Raw genomic sequence first — 22571 nt, 5'->3', positions numbered from 1 at the left:
GGGAGGATGTCAACCAGTCTGGGCAGAGGGCATCATCCATCCCTCCACAGAGGCCGATGCTCCTGCCACCGTCCTCATGGCATTACGGCGCTGGCGGCCAAGGTTGCAAGCGGGTGTTTTTCAGCGGCTTGAGCAGATACTTGGCCAGCAGCCGGTAAGTGTCCAGCTCAAACACTGGCTCAGCCGGGTTCAGCGGCTGGCCATCCCGCCAGCTGCCCAAAAAGCGCCAGTGGTCAAACACATGCTGTTCCACGCTGCCGCTGACCTCATCCTGCTCGACCACGGCCACGGCCCCATCAAACGGCCATGGCTTGAGCTGCAACCGTTGCAAGGCATGCAGCAGCCGTTCATTATGCTGGCTGGCCGATTCCTGGCCCACGCACGCCCCCCGGCAGCGGCCCAGTTGCCGGGCAAAGCAGGGCTGGCCTTTTTTGCCGCTGACCCGGTCGATGCCCAGCACACCATGGCACAGCCGGTAGGCGTCGGCCACGTCGGTCAGGGTTTTCTTGGCTTCGCGCACCGAACGGAACACCCCAAAAATATCCCGCACCTGCCCCAGATCCATCTCCTGCCCCTGCACCAGCCGGGGCAATAAAAAACCGTCTTCTCTGGGCCACAGCTGCCAGGCGCACAAGGCGCGCTCGCGCCGGCCCCGCACATTGTGCACCGGCTGCAGCGCCTTGATCTGCTGCGACTCCATCAACAGCGCGCCAAACTCACCCACGGTTTCAATCCAGTCGATCCGCGCCACCTGCTGGCTGATGCGCATTTCCTTGTTTTGCCGGGTGTCCGCGCCAAAATGCGCCCACACCCGGCTGCGCAGATTGATGCTCTTGCCCACATACAGCGGCACGCCCTGTTCGTCCCAGAAGCGGTACACCCCTGGCGTATCCGGCAAGTCTTCCAGCAGGCTGGCGTCCAGATGTGGCGGCAGCGCCGGCGGCTGGCCAAACAGCTGCCTGGCGGCCTGGTTCAGCGCGGCTTCGCCCAGTTCGGTGCGCGCCGCCGACAAAAACCGCCACACCGCCTCGGCGTCGTCCAGCGCACGGTGGCGGCTGGCGCAGCCCAGCTGAAAACGGTCGATCAGGCTGTCCAGGCTGTGTTTGTGGTGCTGCGGGTAGAGCAGCCGCGACAGCTTGACCGTACACAGCTGCGGGGCCTGCCAGTTCATATTCAGCCGGCGAAAGGCGTTTTTCAGCAGGCCGTAGTCAAAACGGGCGTTATGCGCCACAAACAGCCGGCCCTGCAGCAGTTCGAGCACCGTAGCGGCCAGTGCCTCAAATGGCGGCGCATCGGCCACCATGGCGTTGCTGATGCCGGTCATCTGCTCGATAAATGGGGGAATCGGCTGGCCAGGGTTGACCAGCGCCCGCCATGGCCGCACCTGCTCGCCGTCTACCAGCAAAATGCCAATTTCGGTGATGCGGTCGCGGGTGATGTGGCCGCCAGTGGTTTCCAGGTCAACAATGGCAAGAGGACGATCAAACACAGGCAGGCTTTCGCAATGGGCAGTCGGATTGAAACAAGCGGGCGAGTGCAGTTGGCGTGACATGTTCCGGGGCGGATATCGTGCGCTCGTCAGCCAAAAAACGCCAGACTATACTCCGCCCCTGCCACGCCTCCAAGCTGGCGGCCAGGTGAACCCGCCACCAGCGCCGCCGCCCGCTGGCGGGTCCGGAGGGCGGGAATCCCGGGCTGTCCCGAATAAAGTCAGGCCATGCCTGTTCCACAATCACCCCGGCCTGATTACAATCCGCCCAGCCCACCGCCAGGCCGCGCCCACGCGGCCCAGCGGATTTTTGTTTCCGGATTGCCAAAGCCCCTGATGACCCTTGCCAGCCTGCCCGCCGCCTTTGCCGACCGCCTGACCCGCATCCTGCCTGCCGACCAGCTGCCTGGCGTGCTGGCCAGCTTTGCTGCGGTCAAGGACGTGGCATTTCGCATCAACACCCTGAAAGCCGACCCAGACCGCGTGCTGACCGCCCTGCGCGCCGCCGGCCTGGATCCCCGGCCAGTCAGCTGGTCGCCGCTGGCCTGGGTGCTGCCCGCCGCCGACAAACGCGCGCTGACCGAAACCCCCGCGTTTTACGCCGGGGAAATCTATATCCAGAACCTGGCCAGCCAGCTGGCCCCCTGGGTGCTGGACCCACAGCCCGGCGAAATGGTGCTCGACCTGGCCGCCGCCCCCGGCGGCAAAACCTGCCAGATGGCAGCGATGATGGCCAATCAGGGGCAGATTTCTGCCGTGGAGCCGGTGCGCGACCGCTATTTCCGGCTGAAAAACAATCTGGAACAACAAGGCGTCAGCATCGCCCGCACCTACCAGAAAGATGGCCGCGCCGTGGGCGCGCTGGTGCCGGAGCGCTTTGACCGGGTATTGCTCGACGCGCCATGCTCCAGCGAGGCGCGCTTTGACCTGAACGACGCCAGCTCGATGGCCCACTGGAGCCCGGCCAAGGTGCGCGAAGTGGCGCACAAGCAAAAACGCCTGCTGCTGTCGGCCATCCATGCGCTGAAACCGGGCGGCGTGCTGGTGTATTCCACCTGCTCGTTTGCCCCGGAAGAAAACGAATGCATCCTGCACGCCACCCTGCGCAGCCTGGGCGACGCGGTGCAGCTGGAAGCGGTCAGCCTGCCGGTGGCGCACCAGCCGGGCCTGACCGAATGGGACGGCAAAGCGCTCAATCCCGCCGTGGCGCACAGCGTGCGCGTGCTGCCAGATGCGCTGATTGACGGGTTTTTTCTGGCCAGGCTGGTCAAGCGGCAGTCCACCCGCTAAGCAGCGTGGTAAGCGCCGCAACAGCCATCGCACCGGCCCCTGACGGCTCAGGCGGTTTTTCTGCCAATAAACTGCACCACCGAGGCCAGCCCGGTGTGATAACTGCCTTCACAGACATCGCGGCTCAGCTCGCGCAGCAGCACCGGCTCAAAACCGGGAAACCCCTGGCGAACCTTGTCCAGCGACATCAGCATATCCGCATCTTTCGGCCCGCCGGTGTTGCGCGGCAGCTGATCCAGCGAATACGCCTCCAGCAGCACCAGCCCACCCGGCTGCAAGCTTTGCGCCAAGAGCGGATACAAGCGCGCACGCAGCGCACCGGGCAAATGGGCAAAAATCGACACCACCGCGCCATACCTGCCAGCGGCTGGAACAAATTCCGCCAGATCGGCCACCTCGGTGCCAATGTTCACCCCACGCGCAGCCGCCAGCGCCTGCGCCTTGGCCAGCCCCACCGCCGAGCTGTCCACCCCATGCACCGACAAGCCCAGCCCGGCCAGAAACACCGCATTGCGCCCCTCGCCTTCGGCCAGCGACAACACCGGGCCAGTGAGCAAATGGGCATGTTCGGCCAGAAAGGCATTGGGTTCGGTGCCGTAGATATATTCGTCCACGGCGTAGCGGTCGTTCCAGTTCATCTTGAGGGGCCTTGGGGGGGGTGAGGGTGGCTGTTTCGCTGCTAGCTGAACTACGCCACCTGGCTGGCCGCCAGCGCTGGCGTGGCCGGTGGGTGTTGGCACATTTGTGATTCAAAGGAGATAATATTACGTCCCTATGACAGCACACGCTGCCATAGGGACTATTCAGATGGATCAACTGTACACGTTCAGCGCTTGACGGAGGTCAGATAGCAATGATGTCAAAGTCACTAGTCGTTAATGAAGGCCGGCCCGTCAATACTGCAAGTGAATAAATCCCCTGCCCAGCATTGCCATTGCTGTCAAAAGACAATTCACCCGTTGCGCTATTGTATAAAAAAACAGAACTAGTTAAACTTGCCATTGGGTTATTGCTGACAACCAAGCGGCTACTGCTCAAGCTGCCAAGCGGCAAATTGGTGAAGTTGGCTGCCACAATCTGAATCTTGTCAGTTCCATGTACAAAATCAGTGATCGTATCTTTTCCGTCATCTGTGCGCACAAAACGAAAGACATCGCTTCCCCCTCCACCTTCTAGTATATCCATTCCACTTCCGCCGATCAGCGTATCGCTGTGACTACCGCCAGATAAAGTATCATTACCCGACTCACCATCCAGAAAATCGCTGGAGCTTTCCCCTGAAATCCAATCGATAATTTTATCAACCGTAGAATTGGTGTCACCAATTAATCGATCATTTCCAGCACCACCAAATAACCGATCAGCATCTCCATCGCCATTAATGGTGTCATTTCCTGTCCCTCCCAGCATCAGCTCGCTATCTTTTCCACCTGTCAGCGCATCATCACCCATCCCACCATAAAATACGCCGTAATCGTGCAATGATGGATCGCCCAAGCGATCGTTTTCCTGGCCAGACTTAAATGTATTCGTCCCGCTTTGCCTACCATCTACAATAAAGTCTGAGCCAGATCGTTTGGCACCAAGCAAAACCTCTGTGCCATCTGGCTCAGCCAGAATGCGTGAAAAACTTGTATTATCAATACTATCTACAATCTGACGATAATAATCCATAGCATGGTTTGCCGAAAGATGAAGACCTGTGGTTTGATTGCCTTCAAAATGAAGATTTCTTCCATCATGCCATCCCACATCAGGCACCACGTCGCCATTAATCTCAATCTGTAGCAGCCTGGCTTTATCTCCATAGTGTTGCCACTGGAGACCATCTATAAATCCTGGAGCGGCAAATGTGACTGCAACATATTGACTGCCAGTATGGGTGGCAAGGTATTTAGCCGCCATTGCCCCGCCCAGGCTATGGCCAGTTATAAATACATTTTTGATCGTGCTGCTATTGGCAGAAATTAGATTTTCTAGAGAATTGATTAGTGGCATTAGCAATGAGTAATGATCGGACATAGCTGCCCACTGATCTTCATCAGGATGGCTATTTAAGCTTTTATCGTTTGTGCCTCTAAATGCAATAACCAATGAATCTGCGCATGCTGCCACTAATGCCGCCGAATTGCCATTGGTGTAGTACCCACCAGTCATTTTGTTTTCTATGCTTTTTCCATTTATCTCGGATGCTGCTTTAATTTCTGTGGATATTTCCATCGGCAACCAGCCTTGACGAATAATCTCAGCATAAGCTTGATCAGCATAAGGGCTTGGTTCATTGATTTCATTAGACTCCCAGCTTTGCAGGCAATATGCCGCCTTGGCAAAATCTGCCATTACACGAATTTTCCCGGCATCCAGTACGCCAGTCTCTGAACCGTCACTGCCGCGAAAATAGCCACATCGCATGACCCTACCGTCATTTATAAGCCCGGTGACGGCGTGGTTTCTTCCGGTTCGGCTTACGTGGCGGCGCTGGCTTGCCAGGCCGTCGTTTGCTGATCTGCCCAGCAATTCCAGCAAACAAGGCCGGCCCAATCCTGTCGATTGATGCCGGGTCTTCCAGCAACTGCGGCAGATACAAACGCACCAGATGTGTGGCATGAGTCAGGTTTGGCACCAGCGTGGCCGCATCCAGCTCCTGTTCCGCCAACACATCCTGCGCGGCAATGATGGTCAGATTGTGCAACAGGATTGAGGCGTGGAACTCCTGACGAATCGCCTGTGGCGTCTCTCCGCCAAACTGCTCCAGTTGCAAGCGACATTTGAGATGCCGGAACGCCTCTTCGATGCGCCAGCGTTGCTGATACAGCGCTGCAAAGTCTACTGCGGGCCAGCGTGACGCATCCAGCAGCGACGTGGCCAGAATTTCAATCTGGCCTGTTTTGAGCGGAACACGCACCAGGCGCACCGAGAATGCATCCATCGGCAGCTGGTGCTGGACAAAATCCTGGCGCTGCCCGTGGCCAGGCTGCATCCTGATGACAGCACAAGCCTGACCAGACGCCACAAAAGCCTGAACCTGTGGCGAAAAACTCTGTGGCAGACGAATGCAGAAATGTTGCTGGCGCGCCAGCAACAAGGCAAACAGCCAATAAGCCGGATACCCGCGATCCAACACCAACAAATCGTCAGGGCGCAGATGCTCAAACTGTTCGGCCAACATGCTGCGTTCGTCACGGGTGTCGGCAGCCAGACTGGCGTGCAGAATCAGACCTGAACTGGTTTCACACAAGGCGCTGGCGCGGGCAAGACTGTAGATGCCGCCCTGCGAGTGGTAGCAGTTGAATCCATCTGGGCCGCTGCTGATGGTGTCAGGGTGTGTGGTGGGCAGATAAAGCGTGGTGCCATCGCAGGCAACCACACGCAAGCCGTGCCAATCTGGTGCGGGATGGAGGTCTGCCAGAACCGCCTGGTTAAGTTCGACAAAGGCTTGCCAACGCAACTTCTTGCGCGCCATGCGGAAAGCATCGTCATGAGCGCGACGGCCCAAGGGCAAGGAAATCCGGGAGAAGAACTGATCAAGCTCGACTTGCAGCGAGCGCATCAGATTGACGAGCAAGACGCCGACGACACGCTCGAAGGTGAAAACGGCGCGGCGGGTAAAGTCGCGAGCAGCCTGGCGATGTCGGGCAATGAAGTCCACGGACGTGATGAGGGTGTGAATTTTATGGATTGAACTGGAGTATTGAGAGGGGCGGTTTTTTTGTCATTTTTACATACTGATCAATTGGTTGTGCGCGCTATTCTACCGTAAGGGAAGGTTGCACGGTGTATGATTTTTAGCTAATTTCGCGGCAGTGCTCTGAACCGTCACCGTTGAGCCGGCCTTCCACCTTGAAAATAGCTTCTGCTGACAGTAGATTAGCTGGGGTGCCTGTTCCAGTCGCGGTAGAGCCTGAGGTGCCAGTGGTTGTCGTGCCGCTTGTGCTGACAATAGCCTCTCCCAGCGTCATGCCAGCTGCGCTGAGCTTGGCATTGGCAGTGGCGTCAGAAAAAGTGATTTTTGTGCCATCCATATCATCCTGAATGGGTATTTTACTTAAAATTGTCGAGCCGGAGCGTACTTGCAGAATATTGCCGGTTTGTTGAAAAGTATAGCTGCTGCGTGCGCCAGTAAAAATGACTTGCTCGATATTTTGGTCAAATACCAGGCCACTGATATTACTGGCGACATTCACGGCTTCATTGCCAGTGGAACCATACACAGAAACATTATTATTACTGACATTGAACGCATCCTGCGCGTCCAGATACACTTTTGCCATGGTGAGTCCTCATCATCAAAAAAATAAGCGCAGCACACAATTTTTTGGGCTGTTTTGCCACCCATATTGTCTGTAGCCGCATGTTTAACCAGGTGCGCCACACTGAAGTTTTGTTGGCTATGCCAAGCATGACAGTGGCGCTTCTTGCGCGAAAATTTGTGCAATATGCAATATATCAGCAAAAACTATATTATGCCATAAATTTTTTGTGGCAAAAAAACGCCTGCCCGAGTTTTCCCAGGCAGGCGTTTTTTCACACAGCATGAATGCTCGCGCTACTACACTTCCGTCTTACATAGCAGCTTCATACGCGATTGGCAATAAACCCCTTAATCTGCGCCACATCCGCATCCATCACCTCAAAGCGCTGCGGCAGCGCTTCGATATTTTCCAACCCCGCCGGGCGCGGTGGATCGCGGTCCAGGGCTTCGCGGATGGTGGCTTCGAACTTGGCCGGCAGGGCGGTTTCCAGGCAGATCAGCGGCACGCCGGCTTCGCGCTGTTCCAGGCCCACTTTCAGGCCGTCGGCGGTGTGGGTGTCGATGATCACGCCGTATTGCTCGAAGGTGTGGCGGATGGTGGCCAGGCGGTCGGCGTGGGTGCTCTTGCCGGAGGCAAAGCCGTATTCGGCGCTGACCTTGGCGAACAGCGGGCTGGCGGAGAGGTCAAACTCGCCGGTGGTGTCCACCGCGTGCCACAGCGCGCGCACTTGCTCGGCGTCGCGGCCCACCAGATCGAAAATAAAGCGCTCGAAGTTGGACGCCTTGGAGATGTCCATCGACGGGCTGGAGGTTTGCCAGGTGTTGGCCGCGCCGCGCACGGTGTAGCGGCCAGTGCGGAAAAACTCGTCGAGCACGTCGTTTTCGTTGGTGGCGACAATCAGCTTGCGGATCGGCAGGCCCATCATGCGGGCGATGTGGCCGGCGCAGACATTGCCAAAGTTGCCGGACGGCACGCTGAAGCTGACTTGCTGGTCATTGCTTTGCGTGGCGGCAAAGTAGCCCTTGAAGTAGTACACCACCTGCGCCACCACACGCGCCCAGTTGATGGAATTCACCGTGCCGATTTTGTACTTGGCCTTGAAGGCGTGGTCGTTGGACACGGCCTTGACGATGTCCTGACAGTCGTCAAACACGCCGCGCACCGCCAGGTTGAAGATGTTCGGGTCTTGCAGGCTGAACATCTGCGCGGTCTGGAACGGGCTCATTTTTTCATGCGGGGAGAGCATGAACACGCGCACGCCCTGCTTGCCGCGCATGGCGTATTCGGCAGCGGAGCCGGTGTCGCCGGAGGTGGCACCGAGGATGTTCAGGGTTTCGCCCTGCTTGGCCAGCGTGTACTCGAACAGATTGCCCAACAATTGCATGGCCATGTCTTTGAAGGCCAGGGTCGGGCCGTTGGACAGTTCCTGAATATACAGGCCGTCTTCCAGACGCTTGAGCGGGGTGATCTCATCCGTGCCGTAGGTGGCGCGGGTGTAGGTCTTGTCGATGATGGCTTTCAGGTCACTGGCCGGAATATCATCGGCAAAGCGGCGGATCAGGTCAAAGGCCAGTTCCGGGTAGCTCATGCCGCGCATGGCGTCCAGTTCGGCGCGGCTCAGTTGCGGGTAGCTTTCGCACATGGCCAGGCCGCCGTCGGGGGCCAGGCCGGCCAGCAGGATGTCGGAAAAAGAAGCGGGGGCCATGCCGCCGCGAGTGCTGATGTAGTTCATGTTCGGTCGCTTTGCGGGGTTGCGCAGATAAAAAACGGCAACCCCGGCACCGCCGGGGCGGGCGGGCCGGGGCCGGGCGGGCAATCAGCCGTTGAGGGCTTCCATGCGCAGCTTGGTGACGCTGCCGGTGACGCTGTCCAGCGCCTCGATCTGGGCGATGGCGGCATTGACATGCTTTTCCACCACACGGTGGGTGAGCAGCACGATTTCGGCTTCGGCACCGCGTTCGCTGCCCTTCTGGATCAGCGCTTCAATCGAGATGCCTTCGCTGGCCAGGATGTGGGTGAGTTCGGCCAGCACGCCAGCGCGGTCGATCACGTTCACGCGCAGGTAGTAGGAGCTTTCCACTTCGCCAATCGGCAAAATCGGCAGGTCGGCCAGGCGGTCGGGCTGGAAGGCCAGATGCGGCACGCGGTGTTCCGGATCGGCGGTGGCCAGGCGGGTGACATCGATAATGTCGGCCACCACGGCAGAGGCGGTGGGCAGGCTGCCGGCACCGGCACCGTAGTACATGGTGGCACCCACGGCGTCGCCTTTGACCATCACCGCGTTCATCACGCCGTCCACATTGGCGATCAGGCGCTTTTCCGGAATCAGCGTCGGGTGGACGCGCAGCTCGACACCCTTGTCGGTGCGGCGGGTGATGCCCAAGAGCTTGATGCGGTAGCCCAGTTCTTCGGCATAGCGGATGTCGCAGGCCGACAGCTTGCTGATGCCTTCCAGGTAGGCCTTGTCGAACTGCATCGGAATGCCATAGGCCAGCGCGGCCATGATGGTCAGCTTGTGCGCGGCGTCGTGGCCTTCGATGTCGAAAGTGGGGTCGGCTTCGGCGTAACCCAGACGCTGGGCTTCGGCCAGCACGTCGGCAAAGGCGGCACCCTTGTCGCGCATTTCGGTGAGGATGAAGTTGGAGGTGCCATTGATGATGCCGGCAATCCATTCGATGTGGTTGGCCGACAGGCCTTCGCGCAGCGCCTTGATGATGGGGATGCCACCGGCCACGGCGGCTTCAAACGCCACGGTGACGCCTTTTTCCTGGGCGCGGGCAAAAATTTCGTTGCCGTGTTCGGCCAGCAGTTTTTTGTTGGCGGTGACCACATGCTTGCCGCTGTCGATGGCGGCCAGCACCAGTTCTTTGGCGATGCCGGTGCCGCCAATCAGTTCGACCACAATGTCGATGTCCGGGTGGCGGGCCACGGCAAAGCCGTCGGCGACCACGTCCACGCCTTCGCCCACAATGGCGCGGGCGGCGTCCAGGTCCAGGTTGGCGGCCATTTTCAGCACAATGTCACGCCCGGCGCGACGGCTGATTTCAGCCGCGTTGCGCTTTAATACGGTGGCGGTGCCGCCACCCACAGTCCCCACGCCCAGCAGGCCTACATTGATTGGTTTCATGGTTGCTTGATTCCAAGAGTTGGTTGGTTGACAGCAGGCCGGCGCGTCATGCGGCGCGCCGGCCAAGTTCAGGCTTTGCGCGGATTATGCCGTACCGTGGCGGCGGCGATAAGTCTCCAGGAAGCGGGCCACCCGGTTGATGGCTTCGCGCAGGTCGTCTTCGTGCGGCAAAAACACCAGGCGGAAGTGGTCCGGGTGCGGCCAGTTAAAGCCGCTGCCCTGCACCAGCAGCACTTTTTCTTCCTGCAGCAGTTCGCTGATGAACTCTTGATCGTCGGCAATCGGGTATACCGCCGGATCCAGGCGCGGAAACATGTACAGCGTGGCCTTGGGCTTGACGCAGCTGACGCCGGGAATGGCGTTGATCAGCTGGTGGGCCAGGTCGCGCTGGCGACGCATGCGCCCGCCTTCGGCCACCAGGTCGTCGATGCTCTGGTAGCCGCCCAGCGCGGTCTGGATCGCCCACTGGCCGGGCACATTGGCGCACAGCCGCATCGACGCCAGCATGTCCAGCCCTTCGATGTAATCCTTGGCCGGGCGCTTGTCGCCGGACACTACCATCCAGCCGGCGCGGTAGCCGCAGGAACGGTAGTTTTTCGACAGGCCATTGAAGGTGAGCGTCAGCACGTCTTCCGACAGCGAGGCAATCGAGGTGTGGGTGGCACCGTCGTACAGCACCTTGTCGTACACCTCGTCGGCACAGACAATCAGCCCGTGCTGGCGTGCCAGCTCGACAATGGCTTTCAGCGTGCTGTCCGGATACAGCGCGCCGGTGGGGTTGTTCGGGTTGATGATGACAATCGCCCGGGTGTTCGGGGTGATCTTGGCGCGCATGTCGTCCAGGTCGGGCAGCCACTCATTGGCTTCGTCACACAGGTAATGCACCGGCGTGCCGCCAGACAGGCTGACGGCGGCAGTCCACAGCGGGTAGTCCGGTGCCGGCACCAGCACTTCGTCGCCGGCGTCGAGCAGGGCGTTCATCGCCATCACAATCAGCTCGGACACGCCGTTGCCAACGTAAATGTCTTCCAGCGTCACACCCTTGATTTTCTTTTCCTGGGTGTAGTGCATGATCGCCTTGCGTGCGGCAAAAATCCCCTTGGAATCGGAATAGCCTGCCGAGTTGGGCAGGTTGCGGATCATGTCCTGCTGGATTTCTTCCGGCGCATCAAAGCCAAACGCCGCCAGATTGCCGATATTCAGCTTGATGATCTTCTGGCCGTCTTCTTCCATTTGCTTGGCGCGAGCCAGCACCGGGCCACGGATGTCGTAGCAGACGTTGTCGAGCTTTTTCGATTTGCGAATAGGTTGCATTTTAGGAAAATCCGGCTGAGGGTCTGGGCGGGGGGCCGCCAACACACGCGCCCGCGGGCTACGCTGGCCGCGCGGGGCTTTCGGTGCATTGGCGCGGCGGGCAGTCACGATCACGCTCCTGGCTACACGTTGCTTACGTGTGGGTATAAAGGAACTTATAATCGTAACCTAAAACTGTTGTGCAACGCACGAATCCGCGCACCATCCTTGTCACACGCCCGGGCCACCGCCCTGTTGTGGTGCGCATTGCCTGAACTTAAGGACGCCCCCGCCGATGAAACTGCATCTGACCACCGCCGCCAACCAGAATATCGTCACCGGCTACGGCGACGACCATATCGAAGTGAATAAAATCCGTTACAGTCACGGCATTCTGCTCATGGCCGACCAGTTGGCACCGTGGGGCGAAGCGGGGCTGGATGGGCTGGGCGAGGCCGATTTTGCCGCGCTGCTGGCCTACCAGCCCGAGGTGGTGGTGTTTGGCAGCGGCGCGCGCATGCGCTTTGTCCATCCGCGCCTGACCGCCGCGCTGATCAATGCCGGTATTGGCGTGGAAACCATGGACACCGGTGCTGCCTGCCGCACCTACAATATCCTGATGGGGGAAAACCGCCGGGTGCTGGCGGCCATGGTGCTGTAAGGCCCAGGCGGGTTCTTCTCCTGCACGGGGTAGGCTAACGCGCCCGCTGCGGCCATCTGGCCGGGCTGAACGGTCTTTCCCCGCCCGCCAGCGCCAAGTATTGCGCCGCTTGCCCTTTCGCCCCCCGGTAAACGCCAGTAAAATGACGTGTTATTTTTTTGCCGTGTCCGGAAATATGCTTACCTTTCAGGAAATTGTCCTTCGCTTGCAGAACTACTGGAATGCGCAAGGCTGCGCATTGCTGCAACCTTACGATATGGAAATGGGCGCAGGCACCTTCCATACCGCCACTTTTCTGCGCGCCCTGGGTCCGGAGCCGTGGCGCGCCGCCTATGTGCAGCCGTCGCGTCGCCCGAAAGATGGCCGTTACGGGGAAAACCCCAACCGCCTGCAGCACTATTACCAGTATCAGGTGGTGTTGAAACCTAGCCCGCCGGACATTCAGGACCTGTACCTGGGCAGCCTGCGCGAGCTGGGCATCGACACCACGGTGCACGATATCCGCTTTGTCGAAGATGACTGGGAAAGCCCGACGCTGGGTGCCTGGGGCCTGGGCTGGGAAGTCTGGCTGAACGGCATGGAAGTCACCCAGTTCACCTACTTCCAGCAAGTGGGCGGCCTGGATTGCAAGCCGGTGCTGGGCGAGATCACCTATGGCCTGGAACGGCTGGCCATGTATCTGCAGGGCGTGGAAAACGTCTACGACCTGGTGTGGAACGTGCTGCCGGATGGCCAGATCGTCACCTACGGCGATGTGTTCCACCAGAACGAAGTGGAGCAATCCACTTATAACTTCGAGCACAGCAACACCGAGCTGCTGTTCCGCCTGTTCAATGACTTTGAAGGCGAGGCCAAGCGCCTGCACGAAGTGGGGCTGGCGCTGCCGATGTATGAAATGGTGGTCAAGTGCTCGCACACCTTCAACCTGCTCGACGCCCGTGGTGCCATTTCGGTGACTGAGCGTGCCGCCTATATTGGTCGGGTGCGCGCACTGGCCCGGCTGGTGGCGCAGGCTTACTACGATTCACGCGAAGCACTGGGTTTCCCGATGCTGAAAAAGGACTGACGCTCATGCGCCGACTTGCCCTGCTGTCATTGTCCCTGCTGGCCACCGCGCCCGCCTTCGCCGCCCCGGACTGGGTGGTGTACCAGCGTGGCTCGTTGACCACGCTGGCAGTGGACCACAATTCGGTGCGGACGGAAAAAAACAATCTGCTGCGCTTTGAGCACGAAGAACGCTACTCCCAGCAGCAACGTGACCCGCAGCTGAAAATTTCCTTCCACACCCGACGCATGCTGGTCATCGGCGACTGCCTGCAGCGCCGCTACGCCTTTGCCTCGATTGATTTGTTTGACCAGGCCGGCAAGTCGGTCTACCACTCGCTGTTCCCGCTGCAGGATTTCCAGTGGAAATTCCAGCCTGCGCCGGACGGCTCGATGGGCGCGGGCATGCTGGATGTGGTCTGCAAGCTCGCACCCGCGCAACCCTAACGAATGCCTGACCTGACGCCATGAAACACACCCTGCTTGTCGAACTGTTTACTGAAGAACTCCCGCCCAAGGCGCTGCCGCGCCTGGCGGCCAGCTTTGCCGGCGCGATTGTTGCCAGCCTGATCGAGAAAAAACTGGTGGCAGCTGACGCCCAGCCCACCATTTTTGCCAGCCCGCGCCGCCTGGGCGTGAGCATCCCCGCCGTGCTGGCGGTGGCCGCCGACGAAGAAGCCGTTGAAAAAATCATGCCGGTGGCGGTGGCGCTGGGCGCCGATGGCCAGCCCAGCCCGGCGCTGCGCAAAAAGCTGGAAGCGCGCGGCATTGCCCTGGACGCCGTTGCCCAGTTTGAACGCCGGCTGGACGGCAAGAGCGAAACCTTTTTCTACCGCTACCAGGCCGCCGGGGCCAAGCTGGCCGACGTGCTGGCCGGCATGGTGCAGGATGCCCTGAAAAAGCTGCCGATTCCCAAGGTGATGCGCTGGGGCGATTCCGATGTGACCTTTGTCCGTCCGGTGCACAAGCTGGTGATGCTGCACGGTGCCGACGTGGTGGCCGGCGAAGTGCTGGGCCTCACCGCAGGCCGCGAAACCGGCGGTCATCGCTTTTTGTCTGCTGGCGCGGTGACGCTGACCGACGCCGACAGCTACGCCAGCACGCTGCACAGCGTGGGCAAGGTAGTAGCCAGCTTTGACGCCCGCCGCGACGCCATCCGCGCCGGCCTGGCCAGCCGCGCCGCCGCGCTGAACGCCACCCTGGCCAGCGACGACGCCCTGCTGGACGAAGTGACCGCGCTGGTGGAATGGCCGGTGGTGCTGGAAGCCGGCTTTGCCGAGACCTTCCTGAACGTGCCGCAGGAATGCCTGATCCTGACCATGCAGCAAAACCAGAAGTATTTCCCGCTGCTGGATGCACAAGGCAAGCTGATGAACCGCTTCCTGCTGGTGTCCAACCTGGAAAACGCCGACCCGTCGCACATCATCCACGGCAACGAGCGCGTGCTGCGCGCCCGCCTGTCCGACGCCAAGTTTTTCTTTGAGCAAGACCAGAAGCAAAAGCTGGAAAGCCGCGTGCCGCGCCTGGGCAATGTGGTGTACCACAACCAGATTGGCACCCAGCTGGAGCGCGTCGAGCGGCTGGAAAGCCTGGCCGGCCAGATTGCCGCACTGATTGGTGCCAATGTGGACGACGCCCGCCGCGCCGCTCGCCTGGCCAAGGCTGACCTGGTCAGCGATATGGTGGGCGAGTTCCCCGAGCTGCAAGGCATCATGGGCATGTACTACGCCCATCTGGATGGCGAAAACGACACCGTCGCCGCCGCCATCGAAGGCCACTACCACCCGCGCTTTGCCGGCGACAGCCTGCCGGTGGGCGACGTGGCCAAGGCGGTGGCGCTGGCCGACAAGCTGGAAACCGTGGTCGGCATCTACGGCATCGGCCTGATTCCGACCGGCGACAAAGACCCGTTCGGCCTGCGCCGTCACGCGCTGGGCATTCTGCGCATGGCGCTGGAGCTGCCGCTGGACATCACCGAGCTGCTGGCGCTGACCGCTGCGGCTTTCCCGGCGGGCAAGCTGTCCGCCAGCGTGGCCAGCGATGTGTTTGGCTTTATGCTCGACCGGCTGAAAAACCTGCTGCTGGCCGACGCCCGCGCCGATGAAATCGACGCCGTGCTGGCGCTGGCCCCCACCCGGCTGGACCGCCTGCGCGCCACCCTGGCCGCCGTGGCCGCCTTCCGTGCCCTGCCAGAAGCCGCCACCCTGGCCGCCGCCAACAAGCGGGTGAAGAACATCCTGAAAAAGGTGGAAGGCGAAGTCAGCGACACGCTCAACCCGGCACTGCTGGCCGAAGCCGCCGAGCAGGCGCTGGCGGCGGCGATTGTCACCGTGCGCAGCGAAGTGGACAGCGCTTACGCCGCCCACGACCTGACCGGCGCGCTCACCCGTCTGGCCGCGCTGAAAGCGCCGGTGGATGCGTTCTTTGATGGCGTGATGGTGATGGCCGACGACTTGGCCGTGCGGCAAAACCGCCTGGCCCTGCTGGCGCAGCTGGCTGGGTTGTTCAACCGGGTGGCGGATATTTCCCTGCTGCTGGAATAAACCCTGTACCACCCCCTCTGCGGCCCGCCATGACCGGCGGGCCGCCTGCTGTCTGCGCGCTGGCCTTGCCAGCGCCCCGGCAGCGCTGACACAATGAAGTGCAGCCGGGCCACAGCCGGGCCGGCGCTTTCTGACTTGGATTGCCTACATGAAACTCGTCATCCTCGACCGCGACGGCGTCATCAACCAGGACCGCGACGACTTCGTCAAGAACAGCCTGGAATGGGTGGCCCTGCCACGCAGCCTGGAAGCCATCGCCCTGCTGTCGCAAGCCGGCTGGCATGTGGTGGTGGCCACCAATCAGTCCGGCCTGGGTCGGGGCTTGTTTGACATGCATGCGCTCAATGCCATGCATGAAAAGATGCACCGCCTGGCACACAAGGCCGGCGGGCGGATTGACGCGGTGTTTTTCTGTCCGCACAAGCCAGACAGCCAGTGCGCCTGTCGCAAGCCGCTGCCGGGCATGGTGCTGGACATTGCCGAACGCTTTGGCGTGCGCCCGGAAAGCCTGCCGCTGATTGGCGACAGCCTGCGCGACCTGCAGGCCGTGGCGGCAGTGGGCGGCCAGCCTATCCTGGTGCGCACCGGCAAGGGCGACGCTACCCTGGCCAAAGGCGACCTGCCGCCGCGCACCCAGGTGTTTGATGATTTGTTTATTGCCGCCGAGTACCTGATTGGCCAGGGCGACGATTAAACTGTTCCTGAACGTTGTGACTCGAGACAAACCCTTTATGTTGCTGTTGCGTAATCTGCTGTACTGGGTGGGCTTTTTGCTGCTCACCCCGCCGTATTCGCTGCTGGCGATTGCCATGCTGCCGTTTCCCCGAGTGTTTCGGCATCGGGTGGTCACCACCTGGACCCACCTGATGCTGGCCTGGCTGCGGCTGACCTGCGGGCTGGGGTTTCGGGTGCGCGGGGCCGAGCATATTCCCAGTACGCCGTCGATCATTGCCTGCCAGCATCAGTCTGGCTGGGAAACCATGGCGCTGCAGCTGATTTTTCCGCGTCAGGTGTGGGTGGCCAAAAAAGAACTGATGTGGGTGCCGTTTTTTGGCTGGGGGCTGGCCGCGGTCAGCGCGATCATGATCGACCGCAAAAGCCGCCAGGCCGCCCAGCAGCTGGTGGCCCTGGGCAAAGACCGGATGAAGGATGGCTTCTGGATTGTGATTTTTCCGGAAGGCACCCGCATGCCACCCGGTCAGCTGGGCAAGTTCAAGCAGGGCGGTGCCCGGCTGGCACTGTCGCTGGATGCGCCCACCGTGCCGGTGGCGCTGAATTCCGGCACGCTGTGGCCGCGCAATGCATTTTTGAAGTACCCCGGTACGATTGACGTCATCATCGGCCCGGCCATCCTGCCCGCCGGCCACACCGCCGAAAGCCTGACCCAGGCCGTGGAACAGTGGATCAGCGCCCAGCAGGCTCAGTTGCCTGGCAACGGCACGCCTTCGCCTGCCTGACCTGACCGCATGGCTACCCCCACCGTCACCCACAGCCAGCTCAACACCGCGCGCGGCCCGCTGCCATTTATCCTGGTGCGCAGCAACCGCAAAAGCCTGGGGCTGCAGGTCAGCCCGAACGGGGTAGAAGTGCGCGCGCCCCTGGCAATGAGCCAGGTGCAAATCCTGGCCATTCTGGCCACCCGCCACGACTGGCTGTGGCGACACCTCGACCGGCTGGCCGCGCACGCCCCCAGCCAGGCGCAGGCCGCGCTGGAGCAGGTCTGGCTGCTGGGCAAGCCCTTGCCGGTCTCGCGTGAACAAGCCGACCGGCCCAGCGTGGTGCTGGAGCCCGATCGGGTGCGGGTATGCGGCGCGCGCGACGATGCGCACGCCAGACAGCTGCTGGAACAGCGCTACCGCAGCATGGCCGAACGGCTGTTTGCCGAACGACTGGCCCTGTTTGCCCCGCGCTGGCAGCTTGCCCCCAGCACGCTGAAACTGTCATCGGCCAAGGGGCGCTGGGGCAGTTGCACCCAGGCCAGGGTGATCCGCCTGTCCTGGCGGCTACTATTTGCCCCGCTGACGGTGATTGACTATGTCATTGCCCACGAGCTGGCGCATTGCCTGGAAATGAACCATTCGGCGGCGTTCTGGGTCGAAGTAAGCCGTTTATACCCGGATTGGGCCGCCCAGCGCGCCTGGCTGAAACAGCACGGACAATACGCGCCACAGTGGTGAACTGGCCTTTTCAGGTCAATTTGCTTGCCTGATCCAGCCTTGTCAAGATCAGGCTGACCGCCCCGGTCAGATCATGACGCCTGCGCTGGCCTGCCCGCCCTTTCCCCCACCCCCGCGACGGGCTTGCCCCGACTCGACGCCTGCGCTGGCGTGAGTCAGACTGTGCCGGCCCCAAGCTTGCTGGAGATGATTTCATGCGTTTATTGCACACCATGTTGCGCGTTGGCGATCTGGATGCCTCGCTGCGTTTTTACACCGAAGTGCTGGGTATGCGCCTGCTGCGCCGCACCGACTACCCAGAAGGCCGTTTCACCCTGGCGTTTGTTGGTTACGGCGACGAGGCCGACCACACGGTGATTGAGCTCACCCATAACTGGGACACCGCCCGCTATGAACTGGGTAATGGCTACGGCCATATTGCCGTGGAAGTGGCCGATGCCGCCGCTGCCTGTGACCAGGTGCGCGCGCTGGGTGGCAAGGTGACCCGCGAAGCCGGCCCGATGAAGCATGGCAGTACCATCATTGCCTTTGTCGAAGACCCGGATGGCTACAAGATCGAGTTCATCCAGCGCGGCAGCCATTAAGGACGCGCTGATTTATTCAGAAAAATCGTTTTGCCAAAATCAACACCCTGGATTCCCGCCTTCGCGGGAATGACGATTTTTTCAGCGTTTCCTTAAGAGCCACTCACAAAACCCTCCTGGCGTTGTTCGCAGCCTTGCCGTACTTCTTTGTACTGTCTGCGACCGTAACGACTCTGACGGACACTGCGCCGCGTCGATGTGGCTTTCATTCTTGCCGGATGGCCGGTGCGCCCTCTGGCCTGCCTTTAAGAGGAGTTTGCATGTCTGTTGCACGCACGTTGTTCCGACTGACCCTGCTGGCCGGCGCGCTCAGCCCTGGCCTGGCGCACGCGGCTGGCCTGGATGGCAGCCAGCTTTCCCTGCTGTGGGCGCTGCCTTTTGCCGGGCTATTGCTGTCGATTGCGCTGTTTCCGATCGTGGCTCCGGAAGTCTGGCACCATCATTTTGGCAAAATCTCGCTGGGCTGGGCGCTGGCGTTTTTGCTGCCCTGCGCGCTGTGGCTGGATCCGGCCACGGCGGGTGGGGTGGTGGTACACGCCATGGTGGACGAATACCTGCCATTTATTGTGCTGCTGTTTGCCTTGTACACCATTTCTGGCGGCATTCTGATTACCGGCAACCTGCACGGCTCACCCGTGCTGAACACTGGCCTGCTGGCGCTGGGCGCGGCCTGCGCCAGCCTGATGGGCACCACCGGCGCCGCCATGCTGCTGATTCGCCCGCTGCTGCGTGCCAACGACAACCGCCGCCATAATGTGCATGTGGTGGTGTTTTTTATTTTCCTGGTGGGCAATATCGGCGGCGGCCTCACCCCGATTGGTGACCCGCCGTTGTTTCTGGGTTTTTTGAAAGGCGTCAGCTTTGCCTGGACGTTCAGCAATATGCTGCTGCCGGTGCTGACGGCCTGCCTGATTCTGCTGGTGGTGTTTTATCTGCTCGACAGCCATTACTACCGTAAGGAAGGTGTGCTGCCGCGCGACCCCACCCCGGACAACGCGCGTCTGGGTATTCAGGGCGTGTTCAATTTTGCCCTGCTGGCCGGCGTGGTGGGCGCCGTGCTGATGTCCGGCATGTGGCAGCCAGGGCTGGACCTGAATGTGCTCGGGGTCAAGGTAGGCATTCAGAATCTGCTGCGCGACGGCATTTTGCTGACGCTGGCGGGGGCCTCGCTGGCGCTGACGCCCACCACCCTGCGCGACGCCAATGAATTCAATTGGGGGCCAATTGCCGAAGTGGGCAAGCTGTTTGCCGCCATCTTCATCACCATGGCCCCGGCGATTGCCATTTTGCGCGCCGGCCCGCAAGGCGATCTGGCCGCGCTGGTGGCGCTGGTGTCCAGCGCTGACGGCAGCCCGATCAACCCGATGTATTTCTGGCTGACCGGTTCGCTGTCCAGCTTCCTGGACAATGCACCGACCTACCTGGTGTTCTTCAACCTGGCCAGCGGCGATGCCACGCAGATGATGACCGAGTACAGCGCCACCCTGCTGGCCATTTCTGCCGGGGCGGTGTTCATGGGAGCAAACAGCTATATTGGCAATGCGCCCAATTTCATGATCAAGGCCATTGCCGAACAGCGCGGCGTGCCAATGCCAGGGTTTTTTGGCTATATGGGGTGGGCTTGGGTGTTTCTGTTCCCGCTGTTTGTGCTGCTCACCCTGGTGTTTTTCCGTTAAACCGCGCCGCGCGCTGGCCACAGGCTGGCGCTGGCACTGCGCAAGGAGCCCCCGATGTCACCTTGGCGACTGCTTGGCCTGATTTTGCTGGCGCTGCCGGCGTGGGCAGGCAACTGGAATGTCCACACCCAGCCGCGTCAGGGCGTGGTGGTGTGGGTGGAGGCCCCGGTGGCCGAGCGCCCAAGCGGTGCTGGCAAGCACGCTGGAGCCCAGGCCGGCGCGCATTGGGGGCTCAGCAATCCGGCCCACCCGGCGCGGTGTACGGCGGTGCAGCAGGCATGCTGGCTGGTGAGAGGATCGAGCAGGAACTGGCTGCCGAGCGCTGGCGCAATCGCAGCTGGACGGTGCATGTCCAGCTGGATGGTGGCAGCGTGCAGCAGTTTGCCTTTGCCAGCCCGCCGCCGTGGCGGCGCGGGGTCAGGGTACAGATTGTTGGCGGTCGTCTGCGGCCAATGCCTGGCGCACGCACCGACGCAGGACGCTAAAAGCACTCACCATAGCGGCCTGGCGGTGGGGAGAGGTGCCTTGCCGGACTTCTTGCGCTGCCGCGCCCACACGTCTGGCCAGGGCCGCTTGACTGCATCAGGCCGGGGCCTGCGGGCGGCGCAGGGTCAGGCGGATATCGTCGCCCACCCGGCTGATGTCATGCCAGCGCCAGCGCTGTGCCTGCTCCAGGCCGGGCAGGGGTGGCATACTGAACAGGCCGCGGCTGTCGTGGCCCAGGGTCACCGGGGCCAGGTAGAGTACCAGCTCATCCACCAGCCCGGCGTGCAGCAGCGCGCCATTCAGGCTCATGCCGGCTTCCACCAGCACTTCATTGATGCCTTCACTGCCCAGTTGCTGCAAGAGCGCGGCCAGGTCTACCTTGGCCGGGTTATTGGTGGCGGGCAGCACCTGTACCCGCACGCCTTGTGCCTGCAGCCGCGCCTGATGCGCCGGGTGAGGCAGCGCGCAAGCCAGCAGGGTGGCCCCGCCATCGCTGAAAATTTCCCGGTCGGCAGAATCGGCACACATCACCCCTTCCACCACCACCCGCAGCGGCTGGCGCTCCACGGCAAAATCGCGCACGGTCAGCCGTGGGTTATCGGCGGCCACCGTGCCAGAGCCGGTCAGGATGGCACAGCTGCGCGCACGCAGCGCCTGTACATCGGCGCGGGCGGCCGGGCCGGTAATCCACTGGCTGCGCCCATCGCTGAGCGCGGTTTTGCCGTCCAGGCTGGCTCCCAGCTTGACCGTCACCCAGGGCCGACCTGCCACCATGCGCAGGATGAAACCCTTGTTCAGTTCGGCGGCTTCGCTGGCCAATAGGCCGTGTTCGGCCTGAATGCCGGCATCGGCCAGTCGTTGCAGGCCGCGTCCGGCCACCAGTGGATTGGGGTCGGTCATCGCCGCCACCACCCGCCTGACCCCGGCGGCAATCAGCGCATCGGCGCATGGCGGGGTGCGGCCATGGTGGCTGCACGGCTCCAGGGTGACGTAGGCGGTGGCACCGGCGGCGCGCTCGCCAGCGGCGGCCAGCGCGTACACTTCGGCGTGTGGTTCGCCCGCGCGCTGATGCCAGCCGCTGCCAACCAGCTGGCCGTCACGCACCAGCAGGCAGCCGACGCGCGGGTTAGGGGAGGTGGTGCGCAGGCCTTGCGCGGCCAGGCGCAGCGCCTGGCTCATCCACTGGTGGTCTTCGGTGCTGAATGCGGTCATGGCTGATGGGGGGAATGGGAAATTTCGCGAATGGCGTCGGAAAACTCCGACACGTCCTGGAAGCTGCGGTACACCGAGGCAAAGCGCACATAAGCCACCTTGTCTAGCTTGGCCAGTTCGTTCATCACCATTTCGCCGATTTCGCGCGAGCTGATTTCCCGCTCGCCCAGCGCCAGCAGCTTGTGGCCAATCCGCTCGATGGCGGCGTCCACCAGCGTGGTGGACACCGGGCGCTTGTGCAGGGCGCGCATAAAGCTGGTGTGAACCTTGCTGGCGTCGTATTCGGCGCGGTGGCCGTTCTGCTTGACCACCTGGGGCATGCGCACTTCGGCGGTTTCAAAGGTGGTGAAGCGCTTTTCGCAGTGCAGGCAACGGCGGCGGCGGCGGATGCTGGCACCGTCCTCGCTGACGCGGGAATCGATCACCTGGGTGTCAGCGTGGCCGCAAAATGGGCATTTCATGAGGCGGGTTCCACTGAATTGATGGGGCGTATCTTATCCGAAACGCCCCGCTGGCCGCCATGACAGCGGCGGTGTAATCGGTGGGCCAGCCGGCAAAACCCGCCAGCTGGCCACTGGGAAAATGCGGAAAAAAATGGTCACTCCCGCAAAGACTGGAATGCAGGTTTTTGATTTTGCTGGGCTTGGCTTTCTGCCAACACGCTGGCCCGGCATCAATCAGCCCTCTGCGCATCTCTTAGGGAAACGCTGAAAAAATCGTCATTCCCGCGAAGGCG

The 22571-nt window shown here is 61.4% G+C and carries 21 protein-coding genes; 11 read left to right on the top strand and 10 right to left on the bottom strand.

Going from position 1 to position 22571, the window contains the following annotated elements:
- Nucleotides 1-82: 82 nt before the first annotated feature.
- Nucleotides 83-1489: a 3'-5' exonuclease family protein gene (locus tag BXU06_RS08290; RefSeq protein ID WP_253189551.1), complete on the bottom strand. Its 1407-nt coding sequence runs from the start codon at nucleotides 1487-1489 to the stop codon at nucleotides 83-85.
- Between the two features lie 336 nt (nucleotides 1490-1825).
- On the opposite strand from BXU06_RS08290, the gene BXU06_RS08285 reads away from it, so the two are divergent.
- The gene (locus tag BXU06_RS08285; protein WP_077298569.1) at nucleotides 1826-2779 is read left to right on the top strand and encodes an RsmB/NOP family class I SAM-dependent RNA methyltransferase; all 954 of its coding nucleotides are present in this window, start codon (nucleotides 1826-1828) and stop codon (nucleotides 2777-2779) included.
- Nucleotides 2780-2826: 47 nt separating this feature from the next.
- On the opposite strand, the gene BXU06_RS08280 is transcribed toward BXU06_RS08285, so the two are convergent.
- The 7 genes from BXU06_RS08280 to BXU06_RS08250 all read right to left on the bottom strand — a co-directional run bounded on the left by BXU06_RS08280 (nucleotide 2827) and on the right by BXU06_RS08250 (nucleotide 11473).
- Nucleotides 2827-3417 carry a cyclopropane-fatty-acyl-phospholipid synthase family protein gene (locus tag BXU06_RS08280; protein WP_077298567.1) on the bottom strand — a complete coding sequence of 197 codons (591 nt, stop codon included), beginning with the start codon at nucleotides 3415-3417 and terminating at the stop codon, nucleotides 2827-2829.
- A gap of 205 nt (nucleotides 3418-3622) precedes the next feature.
- Complete coding sequence (locus BXU06_RS08275; protein WP_171982161.1) at nucleotides 3623-5119, bottom strand: hypothetical protein; 1497 nt, start codon at nucleotides 5117-5119, stop codon at nucleotides 3623-3625.
- Nucleotides 5120-5201: 82 nt separating this feature from the next.
- Nucleotides 5202-6428 carry an IS4 family transposase gene (locus BXU06_RS08270; RefSeq protein WP_171982090.1) on the bottom strand — a complete coding sequence of 409 codons (1227 nt, stop codon included), beginning with the start codon at nucleotides 6426-6428 and terminating at the stop codon, nucleotides 5202-5204.
- Between the two features lie 136 nt (nucleotides 6429-6564).
- Nucleotides 6565-7050, bottom strand: coding sequence for a hypothetical protein (locus BXU06_RS08265; protein WP_077298565.1), 486 nt, complete (start codon nucleotides 7048-7050; stop codon nucleotides 6565-6567).
- Between the two features lie 304 nt (nucleotides 7051-7354).
- Nucleotides 7355-8764 carry a threonine synthase gene (thrC, locus tag BXU06_RS08260; protein WP_077298563.1) on the bottom strand — a complete coding sequence of 470 codons (1410 nt, stop codon included), beginning with the start codon at nucleotides 8762-8764 and terminating at the stop codon, nucleotides 7355-7357.
- Between the two features lie 84 nt (nucleotides 8765-8848).
- Entirely contained in the window at nucleotides 8849-10159 is a 1311-nt protein-coding gene (locus BXU06_RS08255; protein ID WP_077298561.1) for a homoserine dehydrogenase, read from the bottom strand.
- Nucleotides 10160-10243: 84 nt separating this feature from the next.
- Entirely contained in the window at nucleotides 10244-11473 is a 1230-nt protein-coding gene (locus tag BXU06_RS08250; protein WP_077298559.1) for a pyridoxal phosphate-dependent aminotransferase, read from the bottom strand.
- A 274-nt stretch (nucleotides 11474-11747) separates the two neighbouring features.
- Here BXU06_RS08250 and BXU06_RS08245 point away from each other — a divergent pair, with 274 nt between their 5' ends.
- The 10 genes from BXU06_RS08245 (at nucleotide 11748) to BXU06_RS08200 (ending at nucleotide 20622) form a co-directional block, all read left to right on the top strand.
- Entirely contained in the window at nucleotides 11748-12113 is a 366-nt protein-coding gene (locus BXU06_RS08245; protein ID WP_077298557.1) for an Mth938-like domain-containing protein, read from the top strand.
- Nucleotides 12114-12288: 175 nt separating this feature from the next.
- Nucleotides 12289-13179 carry a glycine--tRNA ligase subunit alpha gene (glyQ, locus tag BXU06_RS08240; RefSeq protein ID WP_077298555.1) on the top strand — a complete coding sequence of 297 codons (891 nt, stop codon included), beginning with the start codon at nucleotides 12289-12291 and terminating at the stop codon, nucleotides 13177-13179.
- Nucleotides 13180-13184: 5 nt separating this feature from the next.
- Nucleotides 13185-13604 (top strand): surface-adhesin E family protein, encoded by a 420-nt coding sequence (locus tag BXU06_RS08235; RefSeq protein WP_077298553.1) that lies wholly within the window; start codon nucleotides 13185-13187, stop codon nucleotides 13602-13604.
- A gap of 20 nt (nucleotides 13605-13624) precedes the next feature.
- Nucleotides 13625-15700 carry a glycine--tRNA ligase subunit beta gene (glyS, locus tag BXU06_RS08230; protein ID WP_077298551.1) on the top strand — a complete coding sequence of 692 codons (2076 nt, stop codon included), beginning with the start codon at nucleotides 13625-13627 and terminating at the stop codon, nucleotides 15698-15700.
- 148 nt (nucleotides 15701-15848) lie between these two features.
- Entirely contained in the window at nucleotides 15849-16394 is a 546-nt protein-coding gene (gmhB, locus tag BXU06_RS08225; RefSeq protein WP_077298549.1) for a D-glycero-beta-D-manno-heptose 1,7-bisphosphate 7-phosphatase, read from the top strand.
- Between the two features lie 37 nt (nucleotides 16395-16431).
- Nucleotides 16432-17157 (top strand): 1-acyl-sn-glycerol-3-phosphate acyltransferase, encoded by a 726-nt coding sequence (locus tag BXU06_RS08220; RefSeq protein WP_077298547.1) that lies wholly within the window; start codon nucleotides 16432-16434, stop codon nucleotides 17155-17157.
- Between the two features lie 9 nt (nucleotides 17158-17166).
- Entirely contained in the window at nucleotides 17167-17877 is a 711-nt protein-coding gene (locus BXU06_RS08215) for a M48 family metallopeptidase (protein WP_077298545.1), read from the top strand.
- 194 nt (nucleotides 17878-18071) lie between these two features.
- Nucleotides 18072-18461: a lactoylglutathione lyase gene (gloA, locus tag BXU06_RS08210; RefSeq protein WP_077298543.1), complete on the top strand. Its 390-nt coding sequence runs from the start codon at nucleotides 18072-18074 to the stop codon at nucleotides 18459-18461.
- Nucleotides 18462-18721: 260 nt separating this feature from the next.
- Nucleotides 18722-20137 carry a sodium:proton antiporter gene (locus tag BXU06_RS08205; RefSeq protein ID WP_150125153.1) on the top strand — a complete coding sequence of 472 codons (1416 nt, stop codon included), beginning with the start codon at nucleotides 18722-18724 and terminating at the stop codon, nucleotides 20135-20137.
- A gap of 278 nt (nucleotides 20138-20415) precedes the next feature.
- Nucleotides 20416-20622 (top strand): hypothetical protein, encoded by a 207-nt coding sequence (locus tag BXU06_RS08200; RefSeq protein WP_077298539.1) that lies wholly within the window; start codon nucleotides 20416-20418, stop codon nucleotides 20620-20622.
- A gap of 97 nt (nucleotides 20623-20719) precedes the next feature.
- On the opposite strand, the gene ribD is transcribed toward BXU06_RS08200, so the two are convergent.
- Nucleotides 20720-21835, bottom strand: a complete 1116-nt coding sequence (gene ribD, locus BXU06_RS08195; RefSeq protein ID WP_077298537.1) for a bifunctional diaminohydroxyphosphoribosylaminopyrimidine deaminase/5-amino-6-(5-phosphoribosylamino)uracil reductase RibD — start codon at nucleotides 21833-21835, stop codon at nucleotides 20720-20722.
- On the bottom strand, nucleotides 21832-22296 hold the full coding sequence (gene nrdR / locus BXU06_RS08190) for a transcriptional regulator NrdR (protein ID WP_077298535.1): 465 nt from the start codon (nucleotides 22294-22296) through the stop codon (nucleotides 21832-21834). Before nrdR ends, ribD begins: the two co-directional genes overlap by 4 nt.
- Nucleotides 22297-22571 lie beyond the last annotated feature (275 nt).

This window comes from Aquaspirillum sp. LM1 (assembly GCF_002002905.1).
GTDB lineage: Bacteria > Pseudomonadota > Gammaproteobacteria > Burkholderiales > Aquaspirillaceae > Rivihabitans.
This window is presented reverse-complemented; position numbering and strand designations above follow the sequence as displayed.